Genomic DNA, 25,955 nt, shown 5'->3' with positions numbered 1-25,955 from the left:
CTTCGCCCCTCCTACGCTCCTCTTTTTAGGAATTCGAAATGAACCAAGAACTGACAAACAACCCGTTCAACCCCGCCGCACCGGCGAAGGTGTTCGACGAAATCAAGGTGTCGCTGGCCAGCCCGGAACGCATCCTGTCTTGGTCGTATGGCGAGATCAAGAAGCCGGAAACCATCAACTACCGCACGTTCAAGCCCGAGCGTGACGGCCTGTTCTGCGCGCGTATCTTCGGCCCGATCAAGGACTACGAGTGCCTTTGCGGCAAGTACAAGCGCATGAAGTATCGCGGCGTCGTCTGCGAGAAATGCGGCGTGGAAGTCACGCTGCAAAAGGTTCGCCGCGAGCGGATGGGCCATATCGAACTGGCCGCGCCCTGCGCGCATATCTGGTTCCTGAAGTCGCTGCCCAGCCGCATCGGCCTGATGCTGGACATGACGCTGCGCGATCTGGAACGGGTTCTGTACTTCGAGAACTACGTGGTGATCGAGCCGGGCCTGACGGACCTGACCTATGGACAGATGCTGACGGAAGAGGAATTCATGGATGCGCAGGACGCGTATGGCATGGATGCCTTCACCGCCAATATCGGCGCCGAGGCGATCCGCGACATGCTGGCCAATATCGACCTTGAATCCGAGGCCGAGAACCTGCGCGCCGACCTGGCCGAGGCCACCGGCGAGTTGAAGCCGAAGAAGATCATCAAGCGTCTGAAAGTCGTCGAGAGCTTCATCGAGTCCGGCAACCGCCCGGAGTGGATGGTTATGACTGTGATTCCGGTCATTCCGCCGGAACTGCGCCCGCTGGTGCCGCTGGACGGTGGCCGGTTCGCGACGTCCGACCTCAACGACCTTTACCGCCGTGTGATCAACCGGAACAACCGCCTGAAGCGGCTGATCGAGCTGCGCGCGCCCGACATCATCGTGCGCAACGAAAAGCGGATGTTGCAGGAATCGGTCGATGCCCTTTTCGACAATGGCCGTCGTGGCCGCGTCATCACCGGCGCCAACAAACGTCCGCTGAAATCTCTCAGCGACATGCTGAAAGGCAAGCAGGGCCGCTTCCGCCAGAACCTTCTGGGCAAGCGGGTCGACTTCTCGGGCCGGTCGGTCATCGTGACCGGGCCGGAACTGAAACTGCATCAGTGCGGCCTGCCCAAGAAGATGGCGCTCGAGCTCTTCAAGCCGTTCATCTATTCGCGGCTGGAGGCCAAGGGCCTTTCCAGCACCGTGAAGCAGGCGAAGAAGCTGGTCGAGAAAGAGCGGCCGGAGGTCTGGGACATCCTCGACGAGGTGATCCGCGAGCACCCGGTCCTGCTGAACCGTGCGCCGACGCTGCACCGTCTGGGCATCCAGGCGTTCGAGCCCACGCTGATCGAAGGCAAGGCGATCCAGCTTCACCCGCTGGTCTGCTCGGCTTTCAACGCCGACTTCGACGGTGACCAGATGGCCGTGCACGTTCCGCTGAGCCTCGAGGCGCAGCTGGAAGCGCGCGTTCTGATGATGTCGACGAACAACGTTCTGTCGCCCGCCAACGGCGCGCCGATCATCGTGCCGTCGCAGGACATGGTTCTGGGTCTCTACTATACCTCGATCATGCGCGAAGGCATGAAGGGCGAAGGCATGAGCTTTGCCTCGATCGACGAGGTGCAGCACGCGCTGGATTCCGGCGAGGTGCACCTGCACGCCAAGATCACCGCACGCCTGCCGCAGATCGACGAGACCGGGCAGGAGGTGATCCAGCGCTTCGAAACCACGCCGGGCCGGGTGCGTATCGGGGCCTTGCTGCCGATGAACGCCAAGGCGCCGTTCGAACTGGTCAACAAGCTGTTGCGCAAGAAAGAGGTGCAGCAGGTCATCGACACCGTCTATCGTTATTGCGGTCAGAAGGAATCGGTCATCTTCTGCGACCAGATCATGAGCATGGGCTTCAAGGAAGCCTTCCGCGCCGGCATCTCGTTCGGCAAGGACGACATGGTGATCCCCGAGGACAAATGGGGCATCGTCGAAGAGACCCGTGAACAGGTGAAGGGCTTTGAACAGCAGTACATGGACGGCCTGATCACGCAGGGCGAGAAGTACAACAAGGTGGTCGACGCCTGGTCGAAATGTAACGACCAGGTCACCGAGGCGATGATGGGCTCCATCTCGGCCGAGGTGAAGGACGAGAACGGAGCGGTCGCGGAACCCAACAGCGTCTACATGATGGCGCACTCGGGCGCGCGTGGCTCGGTCACGCAGATGAAACAGCTGGGCGGTATGCGCGGCCTGATGGCCAAGCCGAACGGCGACATCATCGAGACGCCGATCATCTCGAACTTCAAGGAAGGTCTGACCGTTCTCGAATACTTCAACTCGACCCACGGCGCCCGGAAGGGTCTGTCGGACACCGCGTTGAAGACGGCGAACTCGGGCTACCTGACCCGTCGCCTGGTGGACGTGGCGCAGGACTGCATCGTGCGCGAGCATGATTGCGGCACCGACCGTGCGATCACCGCGGAACCGGCCGTCAATGACGGCGAGGTCGTGGCGTCGCTGGCGGAACGTGTACTGGGCCGTGTCGCGGCCGAGGACATCGTGAACCCGGTGTCGGGCGAGGTGATCGTGGCCGAAGGCCAACTGATCGATGAGCGTCTGTCGGACGCGATCGACCAGGCCGCCGTGCAGACCGCACGCATCCGCAGCCCGCTGACCTGCGAGGCCGAGGATGGTGTATGTGCGATGTGCTATGGCCGTGACCTGGCGCGCGGCACGATGGTGAACACCGGCGAGGCCGTGGGCATCATCGCGGCGCAGTCGATCGGTGAACCCGGCACCCAGCTGACGATGCGGACCTTCCACATCGGCGGCGTGGCGCAGGGTGGCCAGCAATCGTTCCTGGAGGCCAGCCAGTCGGGCAAGATCGCGTTCGAGAACGCCCAGACGCTGGAGAACTCCAGCGGCGAGACACTGGTCATGGGCCGCAACATGAAAGTGTTGATCAAGGGCGAGAAGGACGTCGAACTGGCCAGCCACAAGGTGGGCTACGGTACCAAGCTTTTCGTCAAGGAAGGCGACACAGTCGCACGTGGCGACAAGCTGTTCGAGTGGGATCCCTATACCCTGCCGATCTTGGCCGAGAAGGGCGGTACGGCGAAGTTCGTCGACCTGACCGTGGGTGTATCGGTGCGTGACGTGACCGACGATGCCACCGGCATGACGCAGAAGATCGTGTCCGACTGGCGCGCCGCGCCCAAGGGCAACGAGTTGAAGCCCGAGATCCTGATCGCCGACAAGGATGGCGAGCCGGTCCGCAACGATGCGGGGAACCCGGTGACCTATCCGATGTCGGTGGACGCGATCCTGTCCATCGAGGAAGGGCAGGAAGTGCATGCGGGTGACGTGGTTGCACGTATTCCGCGGGAAGGTGCCAAGACCAAGGACATCACCGGGGGTCTGCCGCGTGTGGCCGAACTCTTCGAGGCGCGTCGTCCGAAGGATCACGCCATCATCGCCGAGATCGATGGCTACGTCCGCTATGGTCGCGACTACAAGAACAAACGTCGCATCAGCATCGAGCCTGCCGACGAGTCGCTGGAGCCGGTCGAGTACATGGTGCCCAAGGGCAAGCACATTCCGGTTCAGGAAGGTGACTACGTCCAGAAGGGTGACTACATCATGGACGGCAACCCGGCGCCGCATGACATCCTGTCGATCATGGGTGTCGAGGCGCTTGCCGATTACATGATCGACGAGGTGCAGGACGTCTATCGACTGCAGGGCGTGAAGATCAACGACAAGCACATTGAGGTTGTCGTGCGCCAGATGCTGCAGAAGTGGGAGATCCAGGATTCGGGTGAAACCACGCTTCTGAAGGGCGAGCATGTCGACAAGGCAGAGTTCGACGCGGCCAACGAGAAGGCGATCGCCCGTGGCAAGCGCCCGGCACAGGGCGAGCCGATCCTTCTGGGGATCACCAAGGCGAGCTTGCAGACCCGCAGCTTCATCTCGGCGGCCTCGTTTCAGGAGACGACGCGGGTCCTGACCGAAGCCTCGGTTCAGGGCAAGCGCGACAAGCTCGTGGGCCTGAAGGAGAACGTCATCGTGGGTCGCCTGATCCCGGCCGGCACCGGTGGCGCCACGCTGAACATGCGCCAGATCGCGCAGCAGCGTGACAACGTGGTGATCGAGGCCCGCCGCGAGGAGGCCGAAGCCGCCGCCGCACTGGCTGCCCCGGTCGACGACGTGGTCGGTGGCGACGAGTTCGACACGCTGGTCGAGACGCCGGAAAGCCGCGAGGACTGATCCGCGCGACAAGATTGAGGAAGGCCCCGTCACTGGCGGGGCCTTTTTCGTTTCGGGCATGTCCGTTTGCTTGGTCGGGCTTTCAACCCTCATCGGTTTTCGACATGGTGACCGCATGGGAGTCGCCATGACCGAAAATGATCTTTGCTATCTTTCCGCGAGGGATGTCCTGGCCCGGTTCAAGTCGCGCGACCTGTCGCCTGTTGCATATCTGGAGGCACTGATTGCCCGGACCGAGGCGGTAAATCCGGACCTGAACGCCTATACCGAAGCCTTTTTCGACGACGCGCTGGACGCGGCGCGCGGGGCCGAAACCGCTTATGAAAACGGCACGGCGCGCGCTCTGGAAGGGCTGCCGGTCGCGGTCAAGGATGCTCAGCGGGTCGAGGGGCAACGCACCACGCAAGGGTCTTGGTCGATGGGGCGCGAGGTGGAATCGCAGTCGGATCCGATGATCGAACGCCTGTTGGCGGCGGGGGCGATCATCCCGGCCCGCACCACTACGCCGGAGTTCTGCCTGTCCGGCGTCTGCCGGTCCGAGCGTTTTGGGGTGACCCGCAATCCCTTCAACCTCGATTACAGTCCCGGCGGCTCGTCGGGCGGGTCGGCGGCCGCATTGGCGGCCGGGATGGTGCCGCTGGCCACGGGCACCGATATCGGCGGGTCGATCCGTATTCCGGCCAGCGCGTGCGGGCTGGTAGGCTACAAGCCGCCGCACGGGCGCAACCCCGACGGGCCGCCGGCCAATTTCGACCGCTACAACCACTGCGGTTTCCTGAGCCGCAGCGTGGCGGATTGCGCGCTGGGGCAGAATATCGTGTCAGGCCCCCATCCGCGCGATCATGACAGCCTGAGGGATCGCGTGGTGCTGCCGCTGGAAGGGAGCGGACGGCCCTTGAAAATAGCGTTCTCGATGGACCTCGGATATGTCCCGATCGACGACGACGTGCAGCGTAATACCTTGGCCGCGCTGGAGGTTTTTCACGACTCCGGATGCGAGGTGGTCCCGGTGGACGTGGGGTGGGATGCGCGCGTCGACGAGGCGGCGATGCAGTGGTACCTGGCGATGCATTTCGGTCGCGCGCCGCTTTGGGCGCTGGAGGAGTATGGGGGGCGGATGACGGATTACGCCATCGCCACGGCAGAGGCGGCGGCACGGTTGGGGCCCGATGACGTGGCGCGATCCTGGGAGGTGCAGCACGACATGTACCAGATGATCGGCGCGATCCTGGAGGATGCGGATATATTCATGTGTCCAACGCTTTCCGTGGGGTGCGTTCGGGCCGATCATGATCCGATCGGTCCGGGGTTTACCGTCGCGGGGCAGGAAGTGGATCCGGAGTATGGCTGGGTCCTGACGCATCAGTTCAACATGCTGCACAACTGCCCGGTGATGTCGGTGCCCACGGGACGGGACCGGCACGGTGTGCCCACGGGGATGCAGATCGTCGGGCCGACATTCGACGATGCGCGGGTTTTCGAGGCGGCTTTTCTGTATGAAAATCAATCGCCTGAGATGTTTCTTCCAACTTCAGGCTTGCCCGGGGGCTTGCAGCATGACGCCGCAGGACATGGTTCTGACGCCCATTGGAGTGCGATTCATGGGGCGCCGGTTTCCCTGCACGATCGGCCGCGGCGGCAGGACCCGCGACAAGCGCGAGGGAGATGGCGCGACGCCGGTGGGGACGCACCGGATCGTCGGGATGATGTATCGACCTGACCGAATGGCAAGGCCGGCGGACTGGGCGGTGCCGATACGGCCGGGCGATCTGTGGTCGGACGACCCTGCGCACAGGGATTACAACCTCATGGTTTCAAAGCCTTATGCGCATTCGCACGAGGTCTTGCGGCGGGGTGATCCGCTTTATGACATGATCCTGATCACCGATTGGAACTGGCCGAGGGCGGAGCGGGGCAGGGGATCGTGCATCTTCCTGCACCGCTGGCGTCGGCCGGGGTATCCTACGGCAGGATGCGTGGCCTTCAGGCCGGATCACCTGCGCTGGATCGCCGGGAAGATCACTCTCGGGACACGGCTGATCGTGCCGGGGTGAGCGCGGCAAATCGCGTGTCGGTATCGCGTCGGTATCCGGGTGGCAGAGCGTCGGTGCCGTTGGCGCGGAAATTTCCTTGGAAAGGAAATTGTCAAAAGTCTTCGAAAGACTTTTGACCCGGCCTCACGCCGGATGGTTGCGAAGGGCCTTGGCGCCTGTCTTTGAAACCAGCGCGGATCGCGGCGGGCTACGCAAACTCGGGAGTTCTCCGAGCGTTCAGTCGTGCTCGCGTTCCCCGAAGATGGCGCTGCCGACGCGGATATGGGTGGCGCCCAGGGCGATGGCGCGTTCGAAATCGCCGCTCATGCCCATGGAGAGGCCGGACAGCCCGTTGCGTTCGGCGATCTTCGCCAGCAGGGCGAAATGCAGGCTGGGCTCCTCGTCGATGGGTGGAATGCACATCAGCCCCTCGATCTCAAGGTCGAGGGCGCGGCACTCGGCGATGAAGGCGTCGGCCTCGTTGGGGAGGATACCGGCCTTCTGGTCCTCTTCGCCGGTGTTGACCTGGATGAAGAGGCCGGGGCAGCGCCCCTCTTCCTGGGCCAGCCGCGCGATGGTCCTGGCCAGCTTGGGCCGGTCGACGGAATGGATCGAGTCGAACAAGTCGAACGCCTGACGCGCCTTGTTGGTCTGGAGCGGGCCGATGAGGTGCAGGACGACGTCATCGTAGCGTTCCCGGAAACCGGGCCATTTACCGGCCGCTTCCTGCACGCGGTTCTCGCCGAAGACGCGGTGGCCTTCGTCCAGCACGGCGGTGACCCGGTCGTCGGGCTGCACCTTGGAGACGGCGATCAGTTCGACCGAGCCGGGGTCGCGGCCGGCGTCCTGTTCGGCGGCTGCGATGCGGGCTTGGATATCGTGCAGGCTCATCGTGGGAATCCGGGCGATTTCGACTGTCGGCTTAGTGCCACAGGACGGACGATTGCGCAAATCCCGGCGCCCGGGAACCACAGTCGTGATCCATTCGGACACGGGGACCGGATAACAACCTTGCCGACGTTGGTATGGTTGGATAATGAAGGGAAAACTGGAACGGGTGGTGGAATGTTCAAATCCCCTTTGAAAAGCGCCGTGGTGCTGTTGGCGAGCGTGGGCCTGCTGGCTTCGTGCAGCGCGTTCAGGAATGCCAAGCTGGACCCTGACGCGTACAAGGTCGAAGGCGGCCCGAACCAGACACCGACGGCCGCGACAGGGGGCACCAGCCTGTTCGACGCCTTCAAGAACGATGGCACGGGTGGTATCCGGGTGAACCGGTTTTTGTGGACCGCCTCGCTGGAGGTCCTGGATTTTCTTCCCGTGCAGAGCGCGGATCCGTTCACCGGCGTGATCTCGACCGGGTATGGTCGGCCGCCGGGCGGCGGGCGGGCCTATCGCGCGACCGTGCTGATCAGCGATCCGGCGCTGGATGCGCGGGCGCTGAACGTGGCGCTGCAATCGCAGAGCGGCCCGGTTGCCGCGGGCACGCAACGCGCCATCGAGGATGCGATCCTGAGTCGCGCCCGGCAACTGCGTACGCAGGCCGGCCGCTTCTGACCCCTGACGGGCGCGCCCTAGACCGGCGCGCCTTCCATTATGTCCGATATCCATTCGACCTGGCGCGGCAGGCAAATCGTGCGCAGATCGTACTTGTCGCGCATCAGATCCCGTGCGGCGGCACCGAGCCTGCGCCGCGCCGCTTCGTCTTCGAGCAGCGCGCAGACTTCATCCACCAGTGCTTCGCCGTCGAAGAAATCGACCAGTCGGCCGGTCTCGTCGTGGCGAATCACTTCGCGCACCGGCGTGGTGTCGCTGGCGACGATCGCCGCGCCGCAGGACATCGCCTCCATCAGCGACCAGCTGAGCACGAAGGGATAGGTGAGGTAGACGTGCACGCGGCTGACCTGCAGCAAGCGCAGGAACTGGTCGTAGGGAATGCGGCCAAGGAAGTGGACACGGGCCATGTCGGCGTCGGAGATCTGGCCGCGGACCTCGTCGAGGAAAATCTGTTTCCAGGTCTGGCCCTTGGGCGGGGCGGCGCCATAGCTGACCTCGTCGCCGCCGACGATCAGCACCTTCGCGTCGGGCCGTTCGCGCAGGAGGCGCGGCAGGGCGCGCATGAAGATGTGGTAGCCGCGATAGGGTTCTAGGTTCCGGTTGACGAACGTGATGACCTCGTCGTCCCGGGTGACGTCGACCTGGCCTTCGATCGTCAGCCGGACATCGGGCTTTGGACAGGCGGAGAGCGTGTCGATTCCGTCATGCGAGACGGTGATCTTGTCGCGGAACTCGGCGGGGAAGGTATCGGCCTGGAACCGCGTGGGGCTTATCCCGGCGTCGGCAACGGGAAAATGCAGGTGATTGTTGATGTTCTTCATCCGGATGCGCAGCGCCTGAAGCCCACGGTCCGACTTGGCGAATTCGGGGTCGAAGTCGAGGTGCTGATCATCGGTGAGGTGGTAGAGCTCGCAGTAGATGGCAAGCCGTGCCTCGGGCCAGACATCGCGCAGGAACATCGATTCGCCCCAACCGTGATGCGCGAGGATGAGATCGGGCGCATAGCCGTTTTCCTTCATCGTGCGTGCGGCGCGGTAGCAGGCGTCGCCGCGGGTGACCTTGGTGTCGAGATCGACGAGCCACGGGTGCAGGTTCTGGGGCGCGCGTTTGGACAGAGTGTAGGGGACAACCTGCACGCCGTTCCATTTGGTCGGCTTGTCGACCTTGAGCGTCAGGGCCACGCAGTGGTGTCCGCGCGAGGCCAGCAAGGGTGCCAGATGTTTGTACTGGCCGGGAAAATTCTGATGTATGAAGAGGATTTTCATGCAACTGCCTGTGCGTTTTTTCAGGCTTATAGCGGCGGGGCGGAATTTTGCAAAATTCCGCGTCGGAAAATTCGGATTTTCCGGCCCGATTTCTTGCAAGAAATCGGTTACGCCTGATTTTTGCCCGCTGCGCACTGGACCCTGCGGGCGTGGGGCCCTATCACCCTTTGGAGTTTGAGAAACAAGGGACCGGACGGGACATGTCGCGTTATTCCGCCGCCGAGATCGAAGCAAAATGGCAAAAGGCCTGGGACGAGGCCGGGATTTTCCGGGCCGAGAGGTCGCGGGACAAGCCGAAATACTATGTGTTGGAGATGTTTCCCTATCCGTCGGGGCGCATCCACATGGGGCATGTTCGCAATTACACGATGGGCGACGTGATCGCGCGGTACCGGCTGTCGACCGGGCACAGCGTGCTGCACCCGATGGGCTGGGACGCGTTCGGGATGCCCGCCGAGAATGCCGCGATGGCGAGCGGAGGCCATCCCAAGGACTGGACCTATGGCAACATCGCGGACATGCGCGGGCAGATGAAGCCATTGGGCCTGTCGATCGACTGGAGCCGGGAGTTTGCCACCTGTGATCCGGAATATTACGGCCAGCAGCAGGCGCTGTTCCTCGATTTCCTGGAAAAAGGGTTGGTCTACCGCAAGAACGCGGTGGTGAACTGGGACCCGGTGGACATGACCGTGCTGGCCAACGAGCAGGTGATCGACGGCAAGGGCTGGCGGTCTGGCGCGGAGGTCGAGAAGCGCGAGCTGACGCAGTGGTTCTTCAAGATCTCGGATTTCTCGGAGGAGCTTCTGGAGGCGCTGGACGGGTTGGAGAACTGGCCGGCCAAGGTGCGGTTGATGCAGGAAAACTGGATCGGCAAGTCGCGCGGCATCGAGATTCCGTTCGAGCGGACGGATGCGGATGACCCGATCATCTGTTACTCGACCCGGCCCGACACGATGCGCGGGGCAAGTTTCATCGCGATTTCGCCGGAGCATCCGGTGAGCCGTGAGCTGGCGAAGGACAAACCCGAGCTGGCGGCGTTCATCGCGGAGACGCGCAAGATGGACACCACAGAGGCCGCGATGGAGAAGGCCGAGAAGAAGGGGATCGACACCGGGATCACGGTGCGTCACCCGGTCTGGCCCGACAAGGAACTGCCCGTCTGGGTCGGTAATTTCGTGTTGATGGATTACGGCACCGGCGCTGTCTTCGGCTGTCCGGCGCATGATCAGCGGGACCTTGATTTCGCGCGGAAATATGGGCTTGAGGTGCGCAATGCCTTTTACCTGCCCGGGCAGGAAAAACATGTCGAGACCGAGGCGCTGGTGCCGGCCAAGACCGAGACGGTGGTGTATATCGACCATTTCGCAGGCGTGGGCGAGGCCACCAGCCAGGAAGGGATCGACGCCACGATCGACTGGTTGGAGGAAAAGGGGCTTGGCACGGGGCAGGTGAAGTATCGCCTGCGCGACTGGGGGTTGTCGCGGCAGCGGTATTGGGGCTGTCCCATTCCCGTGGTGCATTGCGAGGCCTGCGGCGTGGTGCCCGAGAAGAAGGAAAACCTGCCGGTCGAATTGCCCTATGACGAGGGCGGCACGCCGATTGATTTTTCAATCCCGGGCAACCCGCTGGATCGGCATCCGTCGTGGCGGGACTGCACATGCCCGAGCTGCGGCGCGGATGCACGGCGCGAGACGGACACGATGGACACATTCGTGGACAGCTCCTGGTACTTCGCGCGATTCACTGCGCCGGATGCGGACACGCCGACGCGGATGCAGGATGCGACGTACTGGATGAACGTGGATCAGTATATCGGCGGCATCGAGCATGCGATCCTGCATTTGCTTTACAGCCGGTTTTTCGCCCGGGCGATGCATATCTGCGGGCACCTGCCGGAAAAGGCGATCGAGCCGTTTGACGCGCTGTTCACGCAAGGGATGGTGACGCATGCAATTTACAGGACGTTGATCTTGGAGGATCGTATAGATCCAGATAGTGGTGAAAAATATCAGCTTGCTAAGGATTTATATCACTACCCCGAAGATATTGTTCCTCTTTCTTACAATGACATCGAACTAGTAGCGCTCAAATCCACTTTTAAAGAGCACGGTATGAAAGTCGATGACGAAAACCATCGGAAAGTAATACATAATCTGGTCTACCAAAATCCGGACTTAAGAGTTGAGGTTGTTCCTTCAGCGAAAATGTCCAAGTCAAAAAACAACGTCGTCGACCCGGTGAACATCATCGACGCCTTCGGGGCCGATACCGCGCGGTGGTTCGTGCTGTCGGACAGCCCGCCGGAGCGGGACGTGGAATGGACCGCCGCCGGGGCCGAGGCGACGTTCAAGCACCTGGCGCGGGTCTACCGGATCGTGTCGGAGATTGCAGGGGATACCAGCCCGGCCAATGCGTCCGAGGATGAGGCGCTGGCAAAAGACATGCACCGGGCGATCCATGACGTGACGGGCGGCGTGGAAAGCTTTGGCTTCAACGCGGCGATTGCCAAGCTGTACGGCTTTACCAATACGCTGGCCAAGTCCGGTGCAGGCGCGGAGGCGAAGAAGGCCGCGGCCAAGGTTCTGGCGCAGCTGATGTCGCCGATGACGCCGCACCTGTCCGAAGAGCTTTGGTCCGTGCTGGGCGGCGAGGGGCTGGTGGCGCAGGCGCCCTGGCCTGTGGCCGAGGAGGCGATGCTGACCGATGACAACGTGACGTTGCCCATTCAGGTCAACGGAAAGCGCCGGGCCGAGATCAGCGTGCCAAAGGACATGGACAAGGCGGAGGTTGAAAAAGTCGCGCTGGCGCACGAAGCTGTGGCAAGGTCGCTGGATGGGGCCCAGCCCAAGAAGGTCATCGTTGTCCCGGGGCGGATCGTGAATGTCGTCGTTTAACCGTCGTTTCGTGTTGCTGTGTCTGCCTGCCGGGCTGGCCGCCTGTGGCTTTGCACCCGCCTACGGGCCGGGCGGAGCGGCGCAGAAGTTGCAGGGCGCGGTGCTGGTGGATGCACCGGACGGCCGTCCGGGCTATTTATTGACGCGCCACGTCGAGGAACGGCTGGGGCGCGGCGAGCGGCAGGTGTACGGGCTGAGCTATTCGATCAATCTGACGGAAGAGGCCGTCGCGATCTCGAGCACCAACGTGACGACGCGCTACAACCTGCTGGGCAATGTGAAATACGCTCTGCGCGATCTGCGGAGCAATGCCGTCGTGCTGAGCGGGCAGGCGGACAGCTTTACCTCCTACTCGGCGTCGGGGACCACCGTGGCGACGCAGGCGGCGCAGCGCGATGCCGAGGCGCGGCTGATGGTGATCCTGGCGGACCAGATCCTGAACCGGCTGACCGCCGAGGCCGGCAAGCTGCCGGCATGAAGCTGTCGCCCCGCGATGCGCCGGCGTATTTCGCGCGGCCCGATCCCGACAAGACCGGCCTGCTGATCTATGGCACCGATGCGATGCGCGTGGCGCTGAAGCGGCAGGAGGTGATCGCGGCCCTTATCGGACCGCAAGGCGAGGAAGAGATGCGGCTGACGCGTATCCCGGCGGGCGATTTGCGCAAGGACCCCGCGATGCTGCTTGATGCGGTCAAGGCGCAGGGCTTCTTTCCCGGCCCGCGCGTGGCCTTTGTCGAGGACGCCAACGAGACCGTGGCGCCGGTGGTGACGGCGGCGCTGGAGGACTGGCAGCCTGGGGATGCGCAGGTGGTGGTGACCGCCGGTGGCCTGAAGGCGACGTCGAAGCTGCGCAAGCTGTTCGAGGGGCATAAGAATGCCTATGCGGCCGCGATCTATGACGAGCCACCGGGCCGGGCCGAGATCGAGGCGATCCTGTCAAAGGCGGGCTTGCGGGATATTCCGCGCGAGGCGATGGCGGATCTCAATGCGCTGGCCCGCGCGCTGGACCCGGGCGATTTCCGCCAGACGATGGACAAGCTGGCGCTGTACAAGCGGGGCGATGACACGCCATTGAACGCCGAGGATATCGCCGCCTGTGCGCCGGTGTCGGTGGAGGCGGATCTGGACGACGTGCTGCATCTGGTGGCCGAGGCGAAGCCGGGCGAGATCGGGCCGGTGATGAAGCGGTTGCGGGCGCAGGGGTGCAGCCGGTGGGCTTGTGCATGGCCGCGAACCGGCATTTCCGCACGTTATACGCGGCGGCCAGCGATCCGGGCGGGCCGGGGCAGGGCATTGCCCGCGTGCGCCCACCGGTCTTTGGCCCCCGGCGCGACCGGATGCAGCGGCAGGCGGCGCATTGGGGCGCGGCCAAGCTGGAAGAGGCGCTGGGCGTGCTGACCGACACCGACTTGCGCCTGCGCTCGGCGGGGCAGACGGCGCCGGACATGGCGCTGGTGGAGCGCGCGCTGATCCGGCTGGCGACGCTGGCGCAGCGATAGGCCGGTTCAGGAGATTTCGGCGAACATGGCCAGCGTCTCGGCCTCGGTCATGCGCTTGTGGTCGCCGGCGAGCGCGTAGCCGTCGGGCTTGCGGTCGATGAAGATCTCCTCGGTGAGGCTGATGCCGGAGGGATCGTCCAGAAGGCCGAGGCCCACATGCATGTCGCCCTGCATCGGGCCCGGTGCGGTGACGCGGTAGAAGAGGTTGGTGCCGCAGGTGGCGCAGAAGCAGCGCTCGGCCCAGTCGGACGAGGTGTAGGCGGTGATGTTCTGCGCACCGGTGATGGTCGCGCCGCCGGCTGGGACATGCAGGCCAAGGTAGATGCCGCCGGACCATTTGCGGCACATGCCACAGTGGCAGGCGCCGGTGGTGTCGGGGGCCTCCGCGATATCAAGCGTGACGGCGCCGCAAAGGCAGGTGGCAGTCTTGTGCATGTGAAGTCTCCGGCCAGGTGGGCGCAGGATAGGCGACCAGTATGACAGGAAATGTCAGCAAGGGGTCGGTTTTTCGTTGCACCGGCGTGAAAGCCGGGCAAGCGTGAGGCGACATTTCCAGGAGAGACGCGATGTACGAGGTGATCGGATCGAAAGCCAGCCGGGCCTTTCGGGTGCTGTGGATGCTGGAGGAGTTGGGGCTGGACTATGACCACACGCCTGCCGGGCCGCGCAGCGCCGAAGCGGTGGCGGCAAACCCGTCGGGCAAGATACCGGCGTTGCGGGTGGATGGCGCGGTGGTGACCGAGTCGATCGCCATCATGGCGTATCTGGCCGACCGGCACGGGGCGCTGACCCATCCCGCCGGCAGCCTGGAGCGGGCGCGGCAGGATGCGCTGACGCACCAGATCCTCGACGACGTGGATTGCAGCCTGTGGATGGCGGCGCGGCATACCTTCGTGCTGCCCGAGGAGAAGCGGGTGCCCGAGGTCAAGGAAACGCTGAAATGGGAATACGAGGCCAATATCGCGCGGTTGTCCGAGGCGCTGGACGGCCCGTTCCTGACGGGCGAGGAAATGACGGTGCCCGATATCCTGCTGGTTCACTGCCTGCGCTGGGCCGAGATCGCGAAATTTCCCGAGCCGGGGGAGGTTCTGGCGGACTACCGCGCCCGGCTGGAGGCGCGCCCGGCCTTTCAAAAGGTCGTTGCGATGGCGTGAGGGATTCGCGGTCGGTCAGGACCGGGACGCGCGCGTCGCGAACCGGGCCGCGGCCTGGCCGGCCCAGAGGCCCGTGGCGAGGCAGGCGGTCAACAGATAGCCGCCGGTGGGCGCCTCCCAATCGAGCATCTCGCCGGCGGCGAAGGTGCCGGGGCGCGACAGCAGCATAAGGTCGGGGTCGAGAGCGTCGAAGCGCAGGCCGCCGGCGGTCGAGATGGCCTCGTCAAGCGGGCGGGGACCTTGGAGCGGGACCGGCAGGGCCTTGACCAGCGGTGCGAGATCGGCGGGCAGGGGGCGGGCCACCTCGTGCAGCAGGGCCTGTTCGGCAGGGCCGAGACGAAGCGTCTTGCGCAGGTGGTTCGACAGGCTGGCCTTGCCGCGGGGGCGGCCCAGGCGGGCGCGGACCTCGTCGTGTGACAGGTCGGGCCGCAGGTCGATCGTGAGGGGTGCCCCCTCGCGCAGGGGTCGGGACAGGGCATAGAGACCACCGCCTTCGAGCCCGGCGGCCGACAGGACGATTTCGCCGCGCGAGACCTGCGGCCCGGCGTGCAGCGCGATGTTCTTCAACGGCTGGCCGAAATGGCGTTGCATGTGATCGGACCAGGCGACGGTGAACCCCATGTTGGCGGGCTGGAACGGGGCCGTATGGCCGGGAAGGTGCGCGGCCCAGGCCCCGTCGGAGCCCAGCCGCGCCCAGCTGGCCCCGCCGCAGGCCAGCACGGTGACGGTGGGCGTGCGGCGGTGCGGGCCCTGGGGCGTGTCGAAGAGCACGGCGTCGCCCTCCCACCCGGTCCAGCGCCAGCGGCGGTGAAGGGTGACGCCCAGTCCATCCAGTCGGGCGAGCCAGGCGCGCAGCAGGGGGGAGGCTTTCATCGCGGCGGGAAAGACGCGGCCGGTCGTGCCCGTGAAGGTGGGCTGGCCCAGCCCTTCCGCCCAGCGGATGACATCGTCGGGGCCGAAGGCCGACAGCATTGGGCGCAGCCGGGGTGCCGCCTCGGCATAGGCGGCGAGGCAGGTGTCGGGATCCTCGGCCTTGGTCAGGTTGAGGCCCGATTTGCCCGCCATCAGGAACTTGCGAGCGGGCGAGGGCTTGGCCTCGGCCACGGTGACGGCACAGCCTGCGGCGGCCAGCGCCTCGGCGGCCATGAGGCCCGCCGGGCCGGCCCCGATGACGAGGGCGGTCGTCATGCGCAGCTCAGTGTCCGACGCGCCGGTCTGGACAGGTGCGGTCGCGGTTCATGTGCTTGAGGCATTGGCGGGCCTTTCGGATTTGGCGGAGGGACGATAGCCCCTTGCCAAGTCGCATCTCGCCTCCATCCTGTTGCCTGTCAGATGGCAAAGATCAAGGGAAAGCGATGGAGGACCCGGTATGTCCGCTTTGCGGACGGCCCATCCCGCCCGAGGCGAAGCAGAGCCTGCACCACCTGGTGCCCAAGCTGAAAGGCGGCAAGGGCGGGCCGGTCGTTCTGTTGCACCAGATCTGCCACAACGAGATTCACGCGACGCTGACAGAGGCGGAGCTGGCGCGGGACTATGCCACGGTCGAGGCGTTGCGGGCGCATCCGCGGCTGGAAAAGTTCATCCGCTGGGTGGCCAAGCGCCCGCCCGCATTTCATTCAAAAACGCCGGGTGGGCGGCGGAAACGTTGATCGAGCGCAAGGCCGGACGTGTCGGCTTGCAGTAACCTATATGCGGGAGGATCGGATCATGACCGTTCATTATGAAGAAGACGCGGAAACGAAGACTGTCGAGCTGACCGTATCCGGAAAGGTCACGCGGGACGACTACGACCGGATCGTAGGCCGGATGCAGGGGTTCATTGACGCCCATGGCACGGTGAAGCTGATCGAGGTGATCGAGAGCCTCGACGGGTTCGAGCCCTCGGTAATCTGGCCGGGGATCAAGTTCGATTTCAGGAACCTGCGCCATATCAGCCATGTGGCGGTGGTGTCGGATATCGGCTGGATCGGGCCGGTGTCGAAGGCGGCGGGGGCGCTGATGTCGACTAAGCTGCGGACGTATGACCTGGCGGATCTGGATGCGGCGCGGGAGTGGATCGCGTCAGAGTGACTTGACCATGTGCCGGGATGGGCCACTCTAGCGGGCGTGGTAACATGCGAGGGCAAGATGGATCCGACACGGCGGGACGTGATGGCGCTGGTCGGCGGACTGGCCGGGGCGCAGGTGGTGCCGGGGCTGGCTTGGGCCGGTGCGCCGGGGCACAGCCTGACCGCCGCGCCCGCCGAGGTGCAGTTGGCGCCCGGGGACTACCCGAAGACGCGCGTCTGGGCCTACGGCGGGCAGGTGCCGGGGCCGGTGTTGCGCCAGCAGCAGGGCGAGATGTTCGAGGCGCGGCTGGTCAACGGGCTGGAGCAGGAAACGACCGTGCATTGGCACGGGTTGCGCCTGCCCAACGCGATGGACGGCGTGCCGGGCATGACGCAGGCGGCGGTGCGCCCCGGCGAGAGCTTCGACTATCGCTTTGCGCTGCGCGATGCGGGCACGTTCTGGTACCACCCGCACGCCAACTCGCTGGAGCAGATCTCGCGCGGGCTGGCCGGGGTGCTGGTGGTGGACGAGGCGGAGCCGCCGGAGGTGGATGCCGAGGAGATCCTCGTGCTGGATGACTGGCGGCTGACCGAGGACGCGCAACTGCATCCCGAGTTCGGCAACCGGCACGACATGTCCCATGCCGGGCGGCTGGGCAATTACATCACGGTCAATGGTGTGGGGGAGATGCGGCGCAGCTATCCGCGGGGCACGCGGTTGCGGCTGCGGGTGGTGAATGCGGCGACGGCGCGGGTGTTCCGGCTGGTGTTCCAGGGGATGAAGGCGTGGACCGTCGCGCTGGATGCGATGCCGGTGGAGCGGCCCGAGCGGGTCGAGCAGCTGGAACTGGGGCCGGCGCAGCGCGCGGACCTGATCGTGGATATCACCGCCGAGACCGGGGAAGAGGCGGTCATCGGATCGGTGGAGCGGGACGGGACCTATGCGACCGTGGCCGTGTCGGTCGACGGCGCGGAACAGGCCGTGCGGGAGGCGCCGCAGGCATTGCCGCCCAACGACCTGCCCGTGCTGGTGTTGAAGGATGCGCGGCAGGTGCCGCTGGTCATGCAGGGCGGCGCGATGCGGGGCCTGCCGGAGCAGGTCATGTGGAAAGGCTCGAAGATGGAGGTGTGGGCGCTTTATGAGGCGGGGCAGTTCTGGGCCTTCAATGGGCAGGCCGGGATGGACGGGGCACCGCTGATCGAGGCGGCTCTGGGCGAGACGGTGCGGGTGCCGATGGAGAACCGGACGGCGTTTTCCCATTCAATGCACCTGCATGGGCAGCATTTCCGCGAGGTTCTGCCGGGGGGCGGTCTGGGGCCGTGGCGCGATACGCTGGTGATCCATCCCGACGAGAGCCGCGAGATCGCCTTCGTCGCCGAGAATCCGGGCGACTGGATGTTTCATTGCCATATGGCCGCGCACCAGATGTCGGGCATGATGAACTGGATTCGCGTGGGCTAGGGGCCGTTTTCCGCGCGGAAAACGGGATAGAAAATGCGTATTTTCTATCCCGGAATTTTAGAAAATTCCGGCGCGATCAGGGGCGGCAGAGGTGCTTGATGCCTGCCGCGTGGTCAGGCGTTGCGCCGAGCGCATCGGTGGCGAGCGTGCGGGCGGTGTCGAGCAGGGCATCGGGTTCGGTCACCTGGTCGACCAGACCCCAGTGATGCGCGGTGTCCGTGTCGATCTTCTGGCCCGCCATCAGGATCATCTTGGCCCGCGACGGGCCGATCAGCCGCGTCAGCCGCCCCGGATCGGAAGGTTGCGGCAGGAAGCCCAGTTTCATCACCGGATAGAAGAACCTGGTGCCGGGCACCGCGATGCGCAGGTCGCAGGCCAGCACCATGCCCATGGCCCCGCCTGCGACGGTGCCGTTGAGTGCGGCGATGGTCAGGCAGGGCAGCGTCGAGAGCGCGCCCGAGAGGCGCTCCCATACCGGGTCGGTCGGCAGGCCGGACTTGGCGGCCTCGAGGTCCATGCCCGCCGAGAACGCCTTGCCGCGGCCTGTGAGGACCAGCGCGCGGGCCTCGGTGGCGGCCTCGGCGATTTCCGCCAGCTCGGTCAGCATGGCGTGGGTCAGGGAATTGGCCTTGTCCGGCCGGTTAATGGTGACGGTCCAGAGGCCGTCGTCGGATTTGTCGAGGTCGATCATCTGAGCCCCACCGCGAGACGGATATCCTCGTTGCGCAGGCTGATGTCCTGACCCAGCCAGCCATCTGCCTCGGGTGTGCACATCCAGGCGAGCGCGCGGGCGGGCCAGTCGGGCGGGATGTGGTCGGACCAGTCGAGCTGGGCCACGGGGTTCATGCCGCTGGCCTTGATCTGGTGCTGCATGTCGGTGGCCACCGTGCCGGGCGACAGGCCCAGCACGCGAATGCCGTGATCGCGGTTTTCCTTGTCGGCGGCGCGGGTGAGCATCAGTGCCGCGGCCTTGGAGGCGCAATAGTGGCTCCAGCCTTCGAGCGCGCTGGTGGCGGCGCCGGAGCTGATGGTGATGATGGTGCCGGAGCCGGCCTGTTTCATGACCGGCAGGGCGGCGCGCATGCCGTGGAAGACGCCCTTGAGGTTGATGTCGATGACCTTGTCCCATGCGTCGGGATCGACGTCTGACAGGTGCGCGATGGGCTCGATCACCCCGGCGTTGCCGATCAGCACGTCCAGCCCGCCAAAGCGGTCGGTGGCGGCGGCCACGGCGGCGCTGACGTCGTCGTATCGGCTGACGTCGCAGGATACGGCCAGCGCGCGGTCGCCGATCTCCGACGCGATCTCTTCGATCGCGGCGGTGCTGCGCGCGGCGAGCACCACGTTGGCGCCGAGAGCTGCGAAGTGGCGGGCGGTGGCGGCGCCGATGCCACGGCTGGCGCCGGTGATCATGACGGTCTTGTCTTGCATGGATTGAACCTTTTTCATCGCTGCGGTGACGTATGTTCACGCCAGAGCTATCGCCTGGAACCGGCGAGGTCCAGCGCAAGGCAGGGAATACCCCCTTGACCATGTTTGCGCGACAACGGAAGCTGGAGCAAAGCGGGGATTTCAAAGCGAAAGGATTCTTCATGAAAATATTCGGTATGGCGGGCAAGGCGCGGTTCGGAACCGCCACGGCGATCGGTCTCGCGCTTGCAGCGGGAAGCGCGCAGGCAGACGTGACGCCGGCGGATGTCTGGGCGGACTGGCAGGAGTATCTGGCCAGCGCGGGCTATGAGGTGAGCGGAGAGGAAAACCAGTCGGGCGATGCGCTGACGGTGTCAGATATCACCATGTCCATGGTCATCCCCGAGGAGGACACGACGGTCTCGGTCGACATGGGCGAGATGACCTTTACCGACAATGGTGACGGAACCGTGTCGATCACCTTGCCCGCGTCGATGCCGATGAACGTGATGGTCTCGTCGCCCGATGCGGAAGACTTCAGCGTCGGGATGCAATACGACACCACGGGTCTGGAAATGACGGCGTCCGGCGATGCCGATGACCTGCTTTACAATTACACGGCAGATGAAGTCGCCATCATCCTGAACGACGTGACGGTCGAAGGCGAGACCATGGATCTTGGCACTGTCGAGTTCCGGATCGCCGATGTCAGTGGCACCACCACCATGAAGATCGGCGATCTGCGCACTTCCGAGCAGAAGATGACCACGGGGCCGGTGACCTATACCGTCGATATCGACGAGCCCGAGGGCGAGGGCGGGGAGATCATGCTGAACGGCCAGTTCGCCGGCATGACCGTCGCGGCCAACGGCACGATGCCGCTGGAAATGGACCCTGCAAACCTGGGGGCGTCGATCGAGAACGGTTTCGACGTGGACGCGACGGTGGCCTATACCGAGGGGTCGAGCGAATTCAAGCTGGTCGATCCGCCGCAGACGACCGAAGGCACGACAAGTTCGGACGGTGGCGAGATCACCGTCGCGCTGGGCGGAGACGGGCTGACCTATGATCTGTCATCCAGCAACATGCAGCTGAAGATGGCCGGGGGCGACATCCCGCTGCCGATCGAGGTCGCGTTCGGCACCGCCGCGTTCAACCTGACCATGCCTGTCGCCAAGAGCGAAGAGGAACAGGATTTCGCCATGGGCTTGACGCTGGGCGAATTCACCATGTCGGACATGATCTGGGGCATTTTCGACCCCGCGGGCCAACTGCCGCATGACCCGGCGACGATCGACCTCGACCTGACCGGGACGGCCAAGCTGTTCTTCGACCTGTTCGATCCCGAGCAGATGGAGGCTGCGGAAACCGGCGAGCTGGGGATGCCGGGCGAGCTGAATACGCTGGACATCAACACGCTGACGGTCAGCGCCGCGGGCGCGGAACTGACCGGCGAAGGTGAATTCACCTTCGACAATACCGACCTCGAGACCTTCAACGGGATGCCCGCGCCGGACGGGTCCGTCGACCTGAGGCTGACGGGCGCGAACGGGCTGCTGGATACGCTGATCGCCATGGGCCTTGTGCCCGAGGAACAGGCGATGGGCGTGCGCATGATGATGGGCATGTTCGCGGTGCCCGGCGACGGTGAGGATGTGCTGACCTCGAAGATCGAGGTCAACAGCGACGGGCAGGTCCTGGCCAACGGGCAGCGCCTGCGCTGAGCCCGAGGACGACAAGGAAATCCTAGGGGGCCGGACGATCCGGCCCCTCGTGCTTTTGACGGTTTTCGAGTGCTGACGAGAGGTAAGCCTAATGACGAATTTCCGCGTGTTTCCCGTGATTTTGAGCGCCTCTGCCGTGATGCCGGTGGCGGCGCTGGCCGATGTGACGGCCGAGGACGTGCTGACCAACATGATGGCCCCGGCCCGTGCCCTTGGCTTTGACGTCACCGCCGAGCCGGTGCGCGAGGGCGACAGCCTGCGGGTTGAGAGCATGGTCATGACCTATGCCCTGCCGATGGACGCGGGCGAGGCGCGGCTGAGCTCGAACGGGTTCACGCTGACCGAGCAGGGCGACGGCAGCGTCGCGCTGAGCTATTCCGAAGGGATGACGGCCGAGGTCACCTTTACTTTGCCTGACGAGGGCGAGGTGATGTCGGCAACGCTGACCTACGAGGGCTTTGACACACCGACCATCGCCACCGGAACGCCGGGGCAGGTGAGTTACGAGGGCGCGTTCGAGAATGCGCGGTTCGCCCTGACCGATTTCACCGTGCCGGACGAAGGCGTGCTGGACGTGTCGGTGCAAGGCACGTTGACCGGCACCAGCCGGTACGAGATCACCGAGGGCGATATCGTGAAGGTGTCCATGTCCACGACCTCGGACACCATGACGTTCGACACGAAATTCAGCGATCCGGAAGGCGCGGTGTCGAGCGGGACGCAAAAAATGACCGGTGGTACGTCGGAGTTGGAAATGGCGATCCCGGCGGGCCAGATCGACCTTTTGAACCTGGATGATGCGCTGCGGGCCGGGCTGATGCTTGTGGCCAGGACCGGAGGCATGCGGGTGGATGGCACGACGGTGACAAAGGTCGAGGACACGGAGATGCGCCAGGCCACCGCCTATACCATGGACAGCAACGACATCTCGCTGGGCGAGGATGGCCTGTCGATGAGTGGTGTCTATACCGATTTCGCGTTCGAGTTCCTGATGCCGCCGGACCTGCCGTTTCCGATTGCGGGCGAGATTGCACGCAGCGAGGGCCGGGTCACCGCGCCATTGACCGAGACCGATGGCGCGGTTCCGGTGGAGGTGCGCATGACGTTGGAAGAGGTGTCGCTGGACGAGGCGATCTGGGCGCTGTTCGATGGGCAGGAACAACTGCCGCGCGACCCGATGACGGTGGTTCTTGACCTGTCGGGCGAGGCCGCGCTGAGCCGCGATCCGCTGGATATCATGCGGATGATGGAAGTCCCGCCGGCCGAGGAGACGCTGGGCCGGATCGAAAGCCTGCGTTTGAACGAGCTGGTGGTGCGCGCCGTGGGCGCGGAGCTTACCGGCAGCGGTGCCTTCGAGATCGACAACGAGGATTACGAGACTTTCCCGGGTATGCCTGCCCCGAGCGGCAGCGTGGACTTGCGGGTCAGCGGGGCCAACGGCCTGATCGATACGCTGGTCGCCATGGGGCTGGTCCCCGAGGAGCAGGCGATGGGAACCCGCATGATGCTGGGGATGTTCGGCGCACCCGGCGAGGGCGAGGACGTGATCACCTCGACCATCGAGGTGACCGAGGATGGCCAGGTGTTGGCCAACGGCCAGCGCTTGCGGTGAGCCGATGAGACGACGGCTGGCATTGGCGGCTGCGGTGCTGTGCGCGCCGCAGGCCGCATCTGCCGAGCTGACACCCGACGAGGCATGGGGCGTCTGGACGGCACAGTTCGAGGCGCTTGGCCTTGAGTGGGAGGCCGAAGCCGTGCCCGAGGGCGATGCGCTTGCGGTGGGGCCGATCTTTCTGACGATGCGGTTTCCGGGGCTTCCACTGAAGATGAATCTGCAACTGCCGGGCCCGCGTTTCGTGCCCGACGCCGGGGAGGTCGAGGTGCAGTTGCCCGCGTCCGACACCATGCCTTTCAGCCTGTCCCCGACAGGCGACGGAGGACCGGGTTTTGCCGCGTCCGGCGCGTTGGCCTGGCGGATGGAGGATGTCCGCGTGCGGATGCGCGAGGCCGGCGACGGCGTCGAGACGCGCTGGAGCGGGGCGCGTTTCGAGATCGACATGACCGAGTACGGGTTTCGCGGCCGGCCCTTTCCGGCGGAATACCGATACGTGCAGTCCCGTTTCGACATCACGCAGACCAGCCGGATCGCCGATGGCTGGCTGCATTTCACGCGCCGGGGCGAGGCCGGACAGGTGGTGATCGACTATGGCTATGGTGACGGGACCACCCCGCAGGGTCTGGCCGGTACGCTGAAGCGCGACGAAGTCGAGAGCCTGACCGAATTGCGCCTGCCGCGGGATGGACCCTCGCTCGACCGTCTGCCGGAGCTTGCAGAGGCGGGCATGATGCTCAGGCACGAAGCCGTGGCGGCGGCGGGGCTGGATGAGGACGAGGAATGGGTCGCCGGCGATTTGATTGCCACGGGCGAGACCAGGTGGGTGAACATCACCGCGCTTTTCACGCTGGCGGGCGAGGGGGCTCGTGTCGTCTCGGGCTCGGACGGGGCCGTGATGCAATTGACGGACAAGGCGCTGGGCCTCGACGTGGACCTGGAGGCGGCGCGGGTTCTGCTGGACCTGGCGATGCCGGTCCTGCGCAAGGTCGAGCCGCAGGATTACGCGCTGCGCTTCGAACTGGACGGCTTGACACTGTCCGAGGACACCTGGGCACAGTTTTTCGTGGCCGACGGCCTGGCGCGGCAGGCGGCGGACCTGAAGGTCGACCTGGGCGGCAAGGCGATACTTTTGGAGACGGTCTTTGACCTGGCGGCGCTGGGGCGGTCGTTTTACGGCGCCCTGCCGGTTTCGATAGAAACGCTGGACCTCAAGGCGTTGGAGGCCCGGTTCTGGGATGCGGAACTGACCGGAAGAGGCGCGGTGGAATTCGATCATGCTGCCCCGCGCATGCTCGACGGGTTCCCGGCGGCCAAGCGAGACGCCCGTTTCGAGTTGGTTGGCGCGCAGGACCTGCTTGACCGGCTGATCGCTGTCGGTGTTCTGACGGCCGAGGACGCGATGTCGGCCAGGATGATGATGGGCATGTTCACCGCGCCGGTGGAGGGCGAGACCGACGCAGTGCGCGCCGAGGTCGAGATCGGCCCTGACGGTCAGGTCACGGTGAACGGGCAGCGACTGCGCTGACCGCGCCCTGCATGGCTTGCGCCCGTTCCGGCGGCGCAGTAGATCGGTCCTCGACCCTATCCCTCATGCCGCCAAGATGCCCGATCGGGGCGGCGCAACCAGGAGACTTTCATGTCCGTGACCCCGGAAACCCTGACCGAAGCGCTGCTGTCTGCCGCCCGCAAGGCCGGCGCAGAGGCGGCGGATGCGGTGGCTGTCGAGCGGCGGTCGCAGAGCATCAACGTCCGGGGCGGGACGCTGGAACAGGCCGAGCGGTCGGAAAGCGTCGAGATCGGGTTGCGGGTGTTCGTGGGACAGCGGCAAGCCTGTGTCGGGGCGTCGGACACGCGCGACGAAACGCTGGCAATGCTGGCGGAGCGGGCCGTTGCCATGGCGCGGGAAGCGCCCGAAGATCCGTTCGCCGGGCTGGCGGCGCCCGAGCAGCTGGCGCGGGACTGGGACGCCGCGGCGCTGGAACTGCACGATCCCGGCGCCGAACCGGCGGCGCCCGACATGCAGGAGGCCGCACTCGCGCTGGAGGCGGCGGCGATGGGCGTTGATGGAGTGACCCAGGTGCAGGCGGCTGCCGATCACCAGGTCGAGCAGATGCACATGGCCGGCTCGAACGGGTTCTCGGGCGGATTTACCAGCAGCGCCCGCAGCCTGAGCGCCGTGGCGATCGCGGGGCAGGGCACGGGGATGCAGCGCGACTATGACGCCGATACGCGCGTGTTTGCCGAAGACCTGCGCACGCCCGAGGAGATCGGGACGCGGGCGGGCGAGCGGGCCGCGGCGATGCTGGATGCCAAGAAGCCTTATACCGGGTCCTATCCCGTTCTTTACGACGAGCGCGTGGCCGCAAGCCTGATCGGGCATCTTCTGGCGGCGATCAACGGTGGCGCGGTGTCGCGCGGGGCATCCTGGCTGATGAACCGGATGGACGCGCCGGTGCTGCCGGACGCGCTGTCGCTGATCGACGATCCGCTGCGCCCGCGCGCGCTTGGCTCGCAGCCTTTCGATGCCGAAGGGTTGCCGGTGGCAAGACGGGCGCTGGTGCAGGACGGCGTGCTGAAATCCTGGATCCTGGACCTGTCGACGGGGCGCAAGCTGGGCCTGCCCTCGACCGGCCATGCACGGAGGGCGCCCTCTTCGGTACCGTCGCCGCTGTCGACCAACGTGACGCTGACGCAGGGCGACAAGAGCCGCGAAGAGCTGATGGCGGAAATGGGCACGGGCCTGTTGGTCACGTCGATGATCGGCTCGACGATCAACCCCAACACGGGCGATTATTCGCGCGGGGCGTCGGGGTTCTGGATCGAGAAGGGCGAGATCGCGTTTCCGGTGAACGAATGCACCATCGCGGGCAGTCTGCCGGAGATGCTGCGCGGGATCGTCCCGGCCAATGACGCGCGCCCCTGGAAGTCGCGCGTCGTGCCATCGCTGCTGGTCGAAGGGCTGACCCTTGCCGGCAGTTGAGCTGGATCTTCTGATTTCGGCGGCGCGGGCGGCGGGC

21 protein-coding genes and 1 pseudogene are annotated in these 25,955 nt (G+C 65.2%); 16 read left to right on the top strand and 6 right to left on the bottom strand.

Features of this window, described 5'->3' with window-relative positions; translation table 11 throughout:
* Positions 1-38 precede the first annotated feature (38 nt).
* The 3 genes from rpoC (at position 39) to ACSQ76_RS17255 (ending at position 6,334) form a co-directional block, all read left to right on the top strand.
* Entirely contained in the window at positions 39-4,280 is a 4,242-nt protein-coding gene (gene rpoC, locus ACSQ76_RS17265; protein WP_306130836.1) for a DNA-directed RNA polymerase subunit beta', read from the top strand.
* A 127-nt stretch (positions 4,281-4,407) separates the two neighbouring features.
* Positions 4,408-6,000 carry an amidase gene (locus tag ACSQ76_RS17260; protein WP_437157536.1) on the top strand — a complete coding sequence of 531 codons (1,593 nt, stop codon included), beginning with the start codon at positions 4,408-4,410 and terminating at the stop codon, positions 5,998-6,000.
* Positions 5,882-6,334: a L,D-transpeptidase family protein gene (locus ACSQ76_RS17255; protein WP_437157535.1), complete on the top strand. Its 453-nt coding sequence runs from the start codon at positions 5,882-5,884 to the stop codon at positions 6,332-6,334. The genes ACSQ76_RS17260 and ACSQ76_RS17255 overlap by 119 nt, the downstream gene beginning before the upstream one ends.
* Before the next feature lie 216 nt (positions 6,335-6,550).
* Here the strand turns inward: ACSQ76_RS17255 and ACSQ76_RS17250 are convergent, their stop codons facing one another.
* Positions 6,551-7,204, bottom strand: coding sequence for a YggS family pyridoxal phosphate-dependent enzyme (locus tag ACSQ76_RS17250; protein ID WP_437157534.1), 654 nt, complete (start codon positions 7,202-7,204; stop codon positions 6,551-6,553).
* Between the two features lie 174 nt (positions 7,205-7,378).
* On the opposite strand from ACSQ76_RS17250, the gene ACSQ76_RS17245 reads away from it, so the two are divergent.
* Positions 7,379-7,867, top strand: coding sequence for a DUF3576 domain-containing protein (locus ACSQ76_RS17245; RefSeq protein WP_306130840.1), 489 nt, complete (start codon positions 7,379-7,381; stop codon positions 7,865-7,867).
* Between the two features lie 17 nt (positions 7,868-7,884).
* On the opposite strand, the gene ACSQ76_RS17240 is transcribed toward ACSQ76_RS17245, so the two are convergent.
* On the bottom strand, positions 7,885-9,132 hold the full coding sequence (locus ACSQ76_RS17240; protein WP_437157533.1) for a glycosyltransferase: 1,248 nt from the start codon (positions 9,130-9,132) through the stop codon (positions 7,885-7,887).
* On the opposite strand from ACSQ76_RS17240, the gene ACSQ76_RS17235 reads away from it, so the two are divergent.
* The 4 genes and pseudogenes from ACSQ76_RS17235 (at position 9,085) to holA (ending at position 13,525) form a co-directional block, all read left to right on the top strand.
* Complete coding sequence (locus tag ACSQ76_RS17235) at positions 9,085-9,249, top strand: hypothetical protein (protein ID WP_437158259.1); 165 nt, start codon at positions 9,085-9,087, stop codon at positions 9,247-9,249. The two genes, ACSQ76_RS17240 and ACSQ76_RS17235, sit on opposite strands and share 48 nt — an antisense overlap.
* Positions 9,250-9,332: 83 nt before the next feature.
* On the top strand, positions 9,333-12,026 hold the full coding sequence (gene leuS / locus ACSQ76_RS17230; protein ID WP_437157532.1) for a leucine--tRNA ligase: 2,694 nt from the start codon (positions 9,333-9,335) through the stop codon (positions 12,024-12,026).
* A complete protein-coding gene (lptE, locus tag ACSQ76_RS17225; RefSeq protein ID WP_437157531.1) occupies positions 12,013-12,504 on the top strand; it encodes an LPS assembly lipoprotein LptE in 492 nt (163 codons plus the stop codon). Before leuS ends, lptE begins: the two co-directional genes overlap by 14 nt.
* Positions 12,501-13,525, top strand: a pseudogene (holA, locus tag ACSQ76_RS17220) (DNA polymerase III subunit delta). The gene lptE and the pseudogene holA overlap by 4 nt, the downstream one beginning before the upstream one ends.
* 6 nt (positions 13,526-13,531) lie before the next feature.
* Here the strand turns inward: holA and ACSQ76_RS17215 are convergent.
* Positions 13,532-13,960: a GFA family protein gene (locus ACSQ76_RS17215; protein WP_437157530.1), complete on the bottom strand. Its 429-nt coding sequence runs from the start codon at positions 13,958-13,960 to the stop codon at positions 13,532-13,534.
* A gap of 131 nt (positions 13,961-14,091) precedes the next feature.
* Between ACSQ76_RS17215 and ACSQ76_RS17210 the strand changes: the two genes are divergently transcribed.
* The gene (locus ACSQ76_RS17210) at positions 14,092-14,679 is read left to right on the top strand and encodes a glutathione S-transferase family protein (protein WP_306130846.1); all 588 of its coding nucleotides are present in this window, start codon (positions 14,092-14,094) and stop codon (positions 14,677-14,679) included.
* A gap of 15 nt (positions 14,680-14,694) precedes the next feature.
* Here the strand turns inward: ACSQ76_RS17210 and ACSQ76_RS17205 are convergent, their stop codons facing one another.
* A complete protein-coding gene (locus tag ACSQ76_RS17205; RefSeq protein ID WP_437157529.1) occupies positions 14,695-15,867 on the bottom strand; it encodes a TIGR03862 family flavoprotein in 1,173 nt (390 codons plus the stop codon).
* Between the two features lie 167 nt (positions 15,868-16,034).
* On the opposite strand from ACSQ76_RS17205, the gene ACSQ76_RS17200 reads away from it, so the two are divergent.
* The 3 genes from ACSQ76_RS17200 to ACSQ76_RS17190 are packed head-to-tail and all read left to right on the top strand — an operon-like array spanning position 16,035 to position 18,189.
* Entirely contained in the window at positions 16,035-16,328 is a 294-nt protein-coding gene (locus tag ACSQ76_RS17200) for an HNH endonuclease (protein WP_306130848.1), read from the top strand.
* Between the two features lie 58 nt (positions 16,329-16,386).
* Positions 16,387-16,749, top strand: a complete 363-nt coding sequence (locus ACSQ76_RS17195; protein ID WP_306130849.1) for an STAS/SEC14 domain-containing protein — start codon at positions 16,387-16,389, stop codon at positions 16,747-16,749.
* A 57-nt stretch (positions 16,750-16,806) separates the two neighbouring features.
* Positions 16,807-18,189, top strand: coding sequence for a multicopper oxidase family protein (locus tag ACSQ76_RS17190; protein WP_437157528.1), 1,383 nt, complete (start codon positions 16,807-16,809; stop codon positions 18,187-18,189).
* 76 nt (positions 18,190-18,265) lie between these two features.
* Here ACSQ76_RS17190 and ACSQ76_RS17185 read toward each other — a convergent pair whose 3' ends face one another.
* Together ACSQ76_RS17185 and ACSQ76_RS17180 are read right to left on the bottom strand one after the other, a co-directional pair.
* Complete coding sequence (locus tag ACSQ76_RS17185) at positions 18,266-18,880, bottom strand: enoyl-CoA hydratase/isomerase family protein (protein ID WP_437157527.1); 615 nt, start codon at positions 18,878-18,880, stop codon at positions 18,266-18,268.
* A complete protein-coding gene (locus ACSQ76_RS17180; protein ID WP_437157526.1) occupies positions 18,877-19,620 on the bottom strand; it encodes an SDR family oxidoreductase in 744 nt (247 codons plus the stop codon). Before ACSQ76_RS17180 ends, ACSQ76_RS17185 begins: the two co-directional genes overlap by 4 nt.
* A 161-nt stretch (positions 19,621-19,781) precedes the next feature.
* Between ACSQ76_RS17180 and ACSQ76_RS17175 the strand changes: the two genes are divergently transcribed.
* The 4 genes from ACSQ76_RS17175 to ACSQ76_RS17160 all read left to right on the top strand — a co-directional run bounded on the left by ACSQ76_RS17175 (position 19,782) and on the right by ACSQ76_RS17160 (position 25,918).
* A complete protein-coding gene (locus ACSQ76_RS17175) occupies positions 19,782-21,323 on the top strand; it encodes a DUF2125 domain-containing protein (RefSeq protein ID WP_437157525.1) in 1,542 nt (513 codons plus the stop codon).
* A gap of 91 nt (positions 21,324-21,414) precedes the next feature.
* Entirely contained in the window at positions 21,415-22,935 is a 1,521-nt protein-coding gene (locus ACSQ76_RS17170) for a DUF2125 domain-containing protein (RefSeq protein ID WP_437157524.1), read from the top strand.
* 4 nt (positions 22,936-22,939) lie between these two features.
* A complete protein-coding gene (locus tag ACSQ76_RS17165; protein ID WP_437157523.1) occupies positions 22,940-24,463 on the top strand; it encodes a hypothetical protein in 1,524 nt (507 codons plus the stop codon).
* 111 nt (positions 24,464-24,574) lie between these two features.
* The gene (locus ACSQ76_RS17160; RefSeq protein ID WP_437157522.1) at positions 24,575-25,918 is read left to right on the top strand and encodes a TldD/PmbA family protein; all 1,344 of its coding nucleotides are present in this window, start codon (positions 24,575-24,577) and stop codon (positions 25,916-25,918) included.
* The last annotated feature ends 37 nt before the right edge of the window (positions 25,919-25,955 follow it).

The organism is Roseovarius sp. B08 (assembly GCF_051417955.1).
Lineage (GTDB): Bacteria > Pseudomonadota > Alphaproteobacteria > Rhodobacterales > Rhodobacteraceae > Roseovarius.
This window is presented reverse-complemented; position numbering and strand designations above follow the sequence as displayed.